Origin of the sequence: Streptococcus sp. KCJ4932, assembly GCF_004352745.1 — a bacterium.
Taxonomy (GTDB): Bacteria; Bacillota; Bacilli; order Lactobacillales; family Streptococcaceae; genus Streptococcus; species Streptococcus ruminicola.
This window is the reverse complement of the sequence record NZ_SJWW01000002.1, coordinates 145,390-155,541: the sequence shown is the minus strand read 5'-3', so window position 1 is coordinate 155,541 and position 10,152 is coordinate 145,390. Positions and strand designations below refer to the sequence as shown.

General features: G+C 33.6%; 11 protein-coding genes and 1 pseudogene. All 12 read right to left on the bottom strand.

What is annotated here, in order from left to right; genetic code table 11:
* Positions 1-205: pseudogene (locus tag E0E02_RS01785) on the bottom strand (hypothetical protein); the annotation flags it as partial.
* Between the two features lie 22 nt (positions 206-227).
* Positions 228-956, bottom strand: a complete 729-nt coding sequence (locus tag E0E02_RS01780; RefSeq protein ID WP_133017682.1) for a glycosyltransferase — start codon at positions 954-956, stop codon at positions 228-230.
* Between the two features lie 171 nt (positions 957-1,127).
* On the bottom strand, positions 1,128-1,799 hold the full coding sequence (locus tag E0E02_RS01775; RefSeq protein WP_133017681.1) for a DUF1919 domain-containing protein: 672 nt from the start codon (positions 1,797-1,799) through the stop codon (positions 1,128-1,130).
* 10 nt (positions 1,800-1,809) lie between these two features.
* The gene (locus E0E02_RS01770; RefSeq protein ID WP_133017680.1) at positions 1,810-2,916 is read right to left on the bottom strand and encodes a glycosyltransferase family 1 protein; all 1,107 of its coding nucleotides are present in this window, start codon (positions 2,914-2,916) and stop codon (positions 1,810-1,812) included.
* Positions 2,917-2,924: 8 nt separating this feature from the next.
* Positions 2,925-3,419, bottom strand: coding sequence for a glycosyltransferase (locus E0E02_RS01765; RefSeq protein ID WP_133017679.1), 495 nt, complete (start codon positions 3,417-3,419; stop codon positions 2,925-2,927).
* A 285-nt stretch (positions 3,420-3,704) separates the two neighbouring features.
* Positions 3,705-4,196, bottom strand: coding sequence for a glycosyltransferase (locus E0E02_RS01755; protein WP_133017678.1), 492 nt, complete (start codon positions 4,194-4,196; stop codon positions 3,705-3,707).
* On the bottom strand, positions 4,196-4,645 hold the full coding sequence (gene pssD, locus E0E02_RS01750; RefSeq protein WP_074566059.1) for a PssD/Cps14F family polysaccharide biosynthesis glycosyltransferase: 450 nt from the start codon (positions 4,643-4,645) through the stop codon (positions 4,196-4,198). Before pssD ends, E0E02_RS01755 begins: the two co-directional genes overlap by 1 nt.
* A gap of 38 nt (positions 4,646-4,683) precedes the next feature.
* Positions 4,684-6,060: a sugar transferase gene (locus E0E02_RS01745; protein WP_133017677.1), complete on the bottom strand. Its 1,377-nt coding sequence runs from the start codon at positions 6,058-6,060 to the stop codon at positions 4,684-4,686.
* A gap of 34 nt (positions 6,061-6,094) precedes the next feature.
* On the bottom strand, positions 6,095-6,835 hold the full coding sequence (locus E0E02_RS01740) for a tyrosine-protein kinase (RefSeq protein WP_133017676.1): 741 nt from the start codon (positions 6,833-6,835) through the stop codon (positions 6,095-6,097).
* A 20-nt stretch (positions 6,836-6,855) separates the two neighbouring features.
* Positions 6,856-7,548 carry a Wzz/FepE/Etk N-terminal domain-containing protein gene (locus E0E02_RS01735; RefSeq protein WP_133017675.1) on the bottom strand — a complete coding sequence of 231 codons (693 nt, stop codon included), beginning with the start codon at positions 7,546-7,548 and terminating at the stop codon, positions 6,856-6,858.
* An 8-nt stretch (positions 7,549-7,556) separates the two neighbouring features.
* A complete protein-coding gene (gene cps4B / locus E0E02_RS01730; RefSeq protein WP_133017674.1) occupies positions 7,557-8,288 on the bottom strand; it encodes a capsular polysaccharide biosynthesis protein Cps4B in 732 nt (243 codons plus the stop codon).
* A 5-nt stretch (positions 8,289-8,293) separates the two neighbouring features.
* Positions 8,294-9,808, bottom strand: coding sequence for an LCP family protein (locus E0E02_RS01725; protein ID WP_133017673.1), 1,515 nt, complete (start codon positions 9,806-9,808; stop codon positions 8,294-8,296).
* Between the last annotated feature and the right edge of the window lie 344 nt (positions 9,809-10,152).

Below are 10,152 nucleotides of genomic sequence, written 5' to 3'. Positions count from 1 at the left end.
CATAACTCACCGTATAAGAATCAGCATTAAAGTATTTCAACGAATCCTCCCAAAAATCTCCATTAGATTCCGAATCAGCTTTATTTTTTATTGCACTTAAAACAAAGCATAATTCTTCATCATCATATAGTTCTTTTACTTTTTTAGCAAATGCATAATTGAACAACTGATTACCAGCTCTACCACCTTGTATTATATAAATCATTATTTATTCTCCACTAATTACATTAGGAATTATGTCTAAAAAATTTATTCCTAACAGCTTTTAATCTGAAAGAAACCTTTGGTCCAATCAATTTTACAATCTTTCGTTTTACCCTACTTTTTTTATTACCCCAAGAAGCTGAATAATGATGTATAGAAATTGTTTCATCACACAACAAGGCTCCAACTCCGCCCCCACTTGGATACGGATCAAAATACTTGGGTGGATAAACAGTAATATGATTTAAAACTTGGATAGAATCAATCTTCTTATATCCAAGTTTTTGAACAACCTCTGTGTTCAAAAAAGGACACGAAAGCAAATTCTTTTTATCGTTATCAAACACTACCTCATCATATTTTTCTAACATTTTTTTTATGACTACATTTTGCTTTTCTGCCCCAAAACCAAGACCGGTGTTACATAGCATGGCATGCGCCTGGACTCCAATGTAAGCTTCACTGTTCAGTAAACTATCTAAATTTTGTATCAACTCTACATCAGTATCTAAATAAATGCCACCATGTTCGTAAATAATTTTAAGTCTAGCATAATCAGAAACAAACGCCCAGGCTTTAGCATCATATGCAGCCTTAATAAATGGATGAGAGGTAACATCAAAATTAGATTCATTCCACTCCATTATTTCATAATCAGGGCAATACTTCTTCCATGACTTGATACATTTCTCCATTTCAGAAGTATGTTTATTTCCTCCAAACCAACAATAATGAATGACTTTTGGTATCATAATAACTATTCCGCCACTTGATAATTAGTAACGCACAATCCTTTCATAACTTAAAATAAAAATAACTAATAACTCTTTCAATAATTTCTATTTTTACTCATATTTAGTAATACTACCATCATAAACAATGACTGTTATCTTCAAATATAATTTTCTTCAGTTGTCATCTCATCATAAAGAGTTCAAGACCTCTGTTATATCTATATATTTACTTTTCCCAAACGGCTCATACGAAGCCAGTATAAAATTATGCTTAGGAAACTGCTTAATCACTATTTGTTCTTTAGCTTTATCCGGCCAGTGTTTACAGGTAAAGAATAACTTGTTTTTAAACGGCAATGACATAAACTTCTCTACTTCAGTTTCTGTGCAACCATTTTGATCATTAAACTTAACCAAAAGTCTCTCCCAATTGATTCTTCCAATACGTCTTGTCCACTTATCATAAGCTTCTTTTTCATCATGATAATGTAAGAAAAAAACCTCAACATTTTTTTTGCCATTTGATAATAAACCTATTGGATAAGTACCAAAACGCTCATCACCACCAACTTCAACATAATCTTTCCATCGTGACTCTTCAGGTTTAATAAAAGTAAGGCTCCCTTCTAAATAACCTTTTAAGTCAGATAAAAATTCAATATAATCTTTTGCCATAAAGAACAAACCAACCGTAGGTGATCCTTTAGGTAAATTATAGGCTTCATAAACTGTTCCACCCCAACAATTATTAGAGATAATTGTAAAATTTTTATTTTTTAATTTTTTTCCTCGCCTTTTACAGGTTAATGGAATATATATTTTGTTTCTAAAGTTTAATCGAATACTTTCAACAAATGACACTTACGGCCTCCTAAAAATCTTTTAAAAAACATTTTTGTAAAATGTCTATGTTTTTCTGTAAGTCATAACCATTCTTCTGAGTATTTGTATATATTAAAGAATCACTTTCTTTTCTATCCCTTCGTCCAACTTCTATAATTTTATTTTTCCAATCACTTTCCTTGTCAAGTGAAAGAAAATAAACATAATCCATGTAAGCGCATTCTCTTGTTACAACATCTGAAATAATACATGGTAAACCTGCTATTTGCCACTCAATAACTACCAGAGGCAATCCTTCATGCTTAGAGGGTAAAAGCATCATATCCATAGCCTGTAACATTTCTGGAACATTTGAAATTGATCCTGTAAAACAAATATAATCTGATAATCCTAATTTTTTAGATAAAACCTCTATGTACTTTCTCATATCGCCATCTCCCATTAGGTACATCTTAACTTTTTTATTTTCTTTTATCAATTCTTTTAACACTCGAAGTAAAAATTCCTGATTTTTTTGAGTATTAAAATTCCCAACATGACCAATTGCTAACGTCGAATCATCTAGATTAAGTTTCTTTCGACATTTCACACGCTTTTGTTCATTGTATTCATACTTACTAATATCTCGACCGTTCTTTATCACTTCAAAATCATGTTTTTCAAACAACCACCGGCCAGCACTTTCACCACAAGCTAACGCTTTCGTATACCCTTTGTAAAACACTGGTCGTAATATCTTATCTAACCTCTTATGATCGCATGTAGTATTATGAGAGTGAACAACTCGAACACTACACCCTAGTATTTTAGCAAGATATAATTCTATAGACATGATAGCACTACTCCCATGAATATAAAGGGCATCATATCGTTCTTCTTTCATGAGTTTAGCAAGCTTATAAATATATTTAAGCAAGTTCTTCTTTCTTGAAGGAAGTTTTTTAATATTAATCTCTTTTTTTTCAAATTCATGGACATAGCTAGAATCATATTCACCTGAAGCAACCAAATCTAATTGGTACTTTTTTTTATCAAAGTACGAATAATAATCCAGAATAATGGTTGAAATTCCTTCTCTTTTCTTTAGCCCAGAAGTCGTAATTGTCAATATTTTAAATTTTTTTGAATTTTCCATCGACATGATTACCAATTTTCCTTTATAACATCATCAATCATATTAATAATCGCCATCGGATCTTTGTTTTCCCATGGGATTAAATTATCTGTTCTATCAAAAATCTTTTTAAAACAATCACCAAGGTTCTTTAATTCTAAATATGGCATTAATACGTAACCATTACTACTAAATGCCTCATTATTTTGAATTTGATGATCATTGATGTGTTCTCCGTATTTTTCCAATCTAGTAACAGCAATTACTTTTTTTCCAGCATTCAACGCTTTCATAATCGAACCAGAGGCACCGTGTGTCACGACTATATCAGCTTCTGAAACTTTTTTTACAAATTCATCAGTTGAAATAAAATCCTGATACTCAAAATTTTTAGGAATATACGTAGATGTCCCAATTTGCGCAAACATTGGTTCAGTTAAAATACCATTATCATATAATTCATCTATTTTTTTAAATAGTCTATTAAAAGGATAATTCCTTGATCCTACCGTTACAAAAATCATTTTTCACATCACCTCAATACAAACAGCCACCATAGATAGCCTTTTTATAATGTTTTTTGTGTTTCCAATTGAACTATAAATAAATCAGAGTGTTTTTCCATTCTTTTTCCAGCAACTGTTGGCATATTAGCACGTCCAAAAGTTTCAATAAAAACAAATTTTTTTCGAAACACAATTGACAATATATAAAATGGATACGCAACCATTGTTCCCGTCGTTATGATAAAATCTGGTCGTTCTTTTACCCAAATAAAACATGCATATAATGTATTCCAACCTTTTTCATCAACTCTCCTTAAAAAAACTTTCTACTTCTTCACGAAGTTTTTTATTGAATTGTTTATTATTTGATGAACTACTGTCATCAATCTTTAAATCTTGATTTAAATAATCTTTAAGTTCTGATATTTCTTCAACAACTTCAATACTATTATATCGTTCTTTCACTTGTTTAGAAAAATCAACTTGGTGATCATTAACGTGTTCACCATATTTTTCTTGTCTTGGAACAACAATTGGCTTTTTGCCATTTGCAATAGCGCTCATAAATGTAGCTGGCCCACCATGCGTAATAATGATATCTGATGTCTCCATCAGTCCATTCATCTTGTCAAAGCTAATCAAACTTGACCATTTACAAAACTTGGGTTCGTAGGTAGAATAGCCCGTTTGAATAAAAACGTCATCTTTTATAACACCTGTTTCAACCAAACGATCTACTTCCTTTATCAATCTATTAAAAGGTTGTTCGTGTGTACCAACAGTAACAAAAATCATTAAAATATACTCCCTAAATTAATAGCCTTTGGATAAACTTTTTTCATTTCTTCCCACTGCACGATAAATTTATCGGTTACAGGGTATACTAATTTACCTGTGACAGTTGATTTATCGATTCTGTCAAAAACCTCAATATAAACTGTCTTAGCTCCAAATAGCTTACCAATGTAAAAGAATGGTACAGCAACAGCAGCTCCAGATGAAATAATCACATCAGGCTTTTCTTTTTTTAATACTTTAATAGCTAGAAAAGTATTTTTAATTAAATTTTTTAAGTTTCGATTTGTAGGAAAGTGACAAGAATACATTTTTTCGTCTTTTAAGATGCTTCTTGCATCCTCTTTATCAAAGGTTACCCAAAAACGTTCTTCATCCTTCCAGAATGGTTTTAGCATATTTAAATGTGCTAAATGCCCTCCAGATGACCCTACTAAACAAATTTTCATTTTTTCTCCTAAACTAAACAAAAAGAGAGTTGCAGATTTTATCTGCTCCCCTCTCTCTTCAATACTACTTTAACTGTTTTTGCGAGGATTTTGATATCTTCGCTAAAGCTCCAATCTTGAATGTACTTCATATCAAGTGCGACAACTTCTTCAAAATCAGTGATATCACTACGACCACTAACCTGCCAAAGTCCTGTAATACCAGGCTTTGTGGTTAATCGTTTGAAATGATGCAATTCATAATGATGGTATTCATCAAGCGTTGGTGGACGTGTCCCGACAAGAGACATATCTCCTTTTAGAACATTGATAAATTGTGGTAATTCATCAATAGACCAATCGCGAAGCTTATGCCCAAATGGAAAGATTCGAGGGTCATCTTCCATCTTGAACATCAAATTAGTATCCAAATCATTCTCCGCTAATAATTCTTTTTTACGTTCCTCAGCATCTGTATACATGCTACGGAACTTGTAAATCTCAAAAACTTTACCGTTCTTACCGACCCTTTTTTGCTTAAAGATTAAGGGACCAGGTGATTCTTTTTTGACAATCGGAGCGATGATAATAGCTGCAACTCCTGTTAAGGCAATGCCAACTAAAGCTCCTACAATATCAAGTAAACGTTTAAGCATCAACTGACGGCATTTGACAATATTGACCGCTGTTGTAACAAAGGTCAAATCACCAAGTTTTTTAACAACACTATCTGAAACATAATAATCAGAAAGATTACCTGCTTTAATAGTCGTTGGAATACCAAGTAATCTGATATAACGACCAATTTCTCTAAAATCACTCTGATAATTAGTATTGATAAAAATCTCATCAACCTGATGATTAGCCACAAAATCGCGAATCTCATCAAGTTCCCAGATAACTGGGTACTCCAAATCGCTACGCTTATTGTGACTAACATAAGCTAGAACCTGATAGTTGTTACTTTGAAGTACTTCTTCAAGTTTATCTTCGTCACTAAAATCTGTTACCAAAAGAATTTTCTTAGAATCTGATTTCTTAGGCTTAAGACATCTCTTGACGAAAACTCTTCCTAGAAATACTAAAGCCGTCACAATAAGGAAAAGATACACCAAGAAATAATATGACATACTTGCAATATCATGGATGAATCTAAATTTTCCTAAAATCAGAACCAAAGATAACAGAACAACCGTTCTAGTACCATAGATAATTGAAGCTTTAAACTCTTGAAAATAACCTCTATTTAAAACATTTGAATACTCATCATTCATGACACTGATAAAGGCCAGAAGAGCTACAAAGATAATGCCAAAGAAATTACTCCCAAAAAAGTGATAGGGATAAAAACTGGCCAAAATCTTATAAGCTACTAATAGCGCTACAATGTCAGATAGAAGATAATAAACTTTCTTTTTCGAATCTTCGCTATACATTCTCCCTATCCCTTTCAATCTTTACATATATAGCTTATTTTTTTGCTTTTTTACGGCTAGATTTATCTGATTTGTCTTTTTCATCCTTACCGTATTTTCCATAACCGTAACCATAGCCATAGCCATAACCATATTTATCAGCTTTAAAGTCAAAGCGGTTAAAAATAACACCTAGGAATACTGAACCACTTTGTTCGAGCTGTTCTTTCAGTTTGGTAATGGTACGGCGTTTATCAACACCTGGTTTTGTAACTAAAAGACTGGCATCAGAGCTGTGGGCGATAATAGCCGCATCTACCACACGACCAAGTGGTGGTGTATCGATGATGACGTAATCGTAAAGCCCACGAACTGTTTCAATCATCTTATCATAATTATCATTTTGGATAAGTGATGTTGGATTTGGTGGAACTTGTCCTGCTGGAATCACCATGAGATTATCAACCGTTGTATCACAAATGACATCTGACAATTCCGCATTACCTGATAGGTAGCTTGTCAATCCATCATAACGTTCTTTTGATTTAAAAGTACCAGACATGACAGAATTACGCGTATCAGCATCAATCAAAAGCGTACGAAAACCTGCTTTAGCAAAAGAAACGGCCAAGTTTGTCGCTGTAGTAGATTTTCCTTCACCCGGTTGAGCAGAAGTTAATGTAATTACTTTAAGATTACGACCGCTAAATTGGATATTGGTACGGATAGAATTGTAGTATTCTTCCAATGATTTAATCATTTGAGCTTTAGCTCTAACTAATTCTAATTGTGGCATGAGTTATACAATTCCTTTCCTTATAATTTATCGACATCTGGTACCACACCAAGAAGGGTCATACCAAGGACTTCTTCGATATCTTCTGGACGACGCACACGATCATCGAGAACTTCCGCAACCAAGATACCGACAACGGCTAAGAACACCCCAGCTACTGCACCGATAGCAGCATTTTCCTTAACATTTGGTGATGAAGGGTGGCTTGCTTTCGTTGCAGATTCAAGGGTTGTCACATCATCAACTTTTGTAACAGCTTTAATCTTTTCAGCAGCAACTTCACGAACAGTATTTGCAATATCACAAGCTCTTTGGGCATCTGTATCAGTAACTGAGATAGAAATCACACGTGTATCTGTTGGAATAGTTACAGTAATTTCTTTAGAAAGTGCACCAGAAGACATAGAAAGCTTTTCTTGGTTAATAACTGATGATAAAACTTCACTTGATGTGATGACTTCTTTGTAGTCGTTAACCAAGTAAGCTCCGGCTTGAAGATCTTGGTTAGTTAAATTTGCCGTATCGCTACTTCGGCTAACCACATAGATGCGTGTTGTTGAAGTGTATTTTGGTTTAATGAAGAAAACACTACCTAGTAAAGCAATTGTCCCAACTAAAAGGCCAACAAAAACGATGAAGAATTTTTTACTCCATAACTTTCTTAACAAGTACAAAACATCAATTTCGATACTTGCGTTGTCATTTGTATTCATATAAACTCCTATAAATATTTATTTTCTAATAAAGTTTTTGCATTTCCTTCAAAGAGATTATAAGCACGACTACTGCCATATAACTCTTCGATAATCTCACGCGCTTGATCCATATACGGCGGGCGTTTATCTAGATTATGCATATCACTCGACACAATGTGAACTAAATTCTTTTCTAAGAAATAATGAGCTCGTTTTTTAAATCTTCGAACCTTATCTCCGAAAAGTCTTGATTTTAAGACATGTTCGCTATTAATCTGTGTGTAACATCCCATGTTAATCAACTCACGCACACGCTCTTCGTGATTTTCAAGAGCATTGTAACGTTCGATATGTGCGATGATTGGTGTCACACCAAGCATGAGAACTTTATTGACTGCCTCATGAATGTCTTTCCATGGTGTTGCCATACTAAACTCAATCAAAGCAAACTGTGTATCATTCATACGAGGAACTTTGTTGTCTTTCAATTTATCAAGAAGCTTATTATTATAGTAGAGTTCTCCACCATATAGGATAGTTAAGTCGTCAAACTTAGCCTCCGCTGCTTCTTTGACCTGTTTAAAGTTCTCGTAGATTTTTTCTTCTGATGTCTTAAATAAATCTCGTCTTCTGTGTGATGTTGAAACAATCGTTCGCACTCCTTGGCGATAACTTTCACCAATAAGATCTAAACTTTCTTCAATAGTAGATGGTCCATCATCCACGTCAAAAACGATATGCGAATGAATATCAATCATCTAACTTACTTTCCTTCCATAACATCTTTAATGGCTTGAGAAGCCTTTGCCACACTAGCATCATCTAGCTTAATCATATAAAGACTTGATGATGACATCGCATACGAAGTCAACTCACCAGTAGAACCTGTACCTGTTACTTCTTGTGATGTAACAGTGAATTTCTTACCTGAATCCAATTGACTGTTGACTAATTTCATCATTGTATCAAGTTTCATATCTGTCTGGATTGAATCTTGTACATTTGAAATAATCGTTGAGTAATTAGAAACGGATTTCAACGAAGTCATCTTATCTAAGATTGCTTGAATGACTTTCATTTGATTATTACCGCGGTCATAATCACCATGTTCGAGGCTATAACGTTCACGAACAAAACCAAGAGCTTTATCTGAGTCAAGTGTTACGTTTCCAACTGGAAATTCATAATTACCATGAAGGCTTGTAAAGGCTTGACTATTGTAAACCGTAATACCACCTAACGCATTAATTAACTTCAAGAATGAATCAAAGTTAAGTCGTGCATAGTAATCAATGTTAATTCCATAAAGATTTTCAAGGGTCTTTTCTGAGGTTTCAACACCGTAAATACCAGCATGGGTTAATTTATCGTATTGATCAGCACCGCCATCTGGAATCTTAACATAAGCATCTCGAGGCGTTTCCGTCATCAAGATCTTATGAGTATTCATATTGACTGTTAAGATTAGGTTGACATCTGAACGTGAGACCGTTGAAATTGAACCGTAGGTATCAATACCACTGATGTAAATGTTAAAGACATTTGAATCATGTGCTTTGACTTCGTCTTTGATACTTGTCTTAATCTTATAAGAATAGATGGTCTTAAGATTTGATTGGAAATTCTCGTAAGACATTTCAAGCAAGCTTGAATAAGCACTGTTAAAGACCATAGCCTTGCTTGAGCCATTAACTAAGTTCTCATAAGCAGCTTGATAAGAATCAACTTTTTCTGTCGCTAAGTCTACTCCTTTTTCTGACTTAATGTGAGATAACAGTTCATTGATATTGCTACCGTCAGCATCTGTCGGTGCTTGAACACTTGTGAGGTCAGATACATCATTAACTGAGCTATTACTTGGAACAACCACACTCATCTCAATTTCTGAGTAAGAAGCTGTCTCATTCATATTATGTGCCACATCAACCAAAGACTTAAAGGCAAAGAGGGAAACTGCAGCAATGATTGAAAAGACAACCAAAAGGACTGTTGTTAGCACTCTGCTCTTTTTAAGAATACTCAATGTTAAACACAAAGCAAAAATAGCTACTAATATAATAGTATAAACAACGTTAAGATGTCTAAAGGCCAAGATATGATGAGCATACATCATATAAGTGGCAAGACCAGCAAGCACAGCATACAAGACTAAAAGCGCCGCATTCACAATCTTCAAATCAGCAAACCTAGAGCGCCGCCGTGAGCTCTTATGGTGCTTATGATGACTACTGTGATGGTGACCATGGTGACTACCATGATGATGTGAGTAAGTCGGCATTTTAATAAATCTTCGCTTCCTAAATAATTTGTTAACGTTCTTATTTTAACACTTTATATGAAGTATTGCAATTTCAAAAAAATCTGAAACTTTACAATAAAAATCGTTTACCTTTCATAAAAAAGTTATTTGTTAGCGTTTTATTTTCTCAGAAATACTTCACTTAAAATAACCGTTACGTTTTGTTTACATTTTTGTAAAATTGTCTTTTCTTTGTAATCGTCTATTTTTAATAGTTATTACTAACTTTTATAACCATTTTTCTCATGATTTTATCCTTATTTCCAAACAAAATTTTTATGCAGTATAGCTAAAAAATGTGATAGATTATCGATAATAATCGA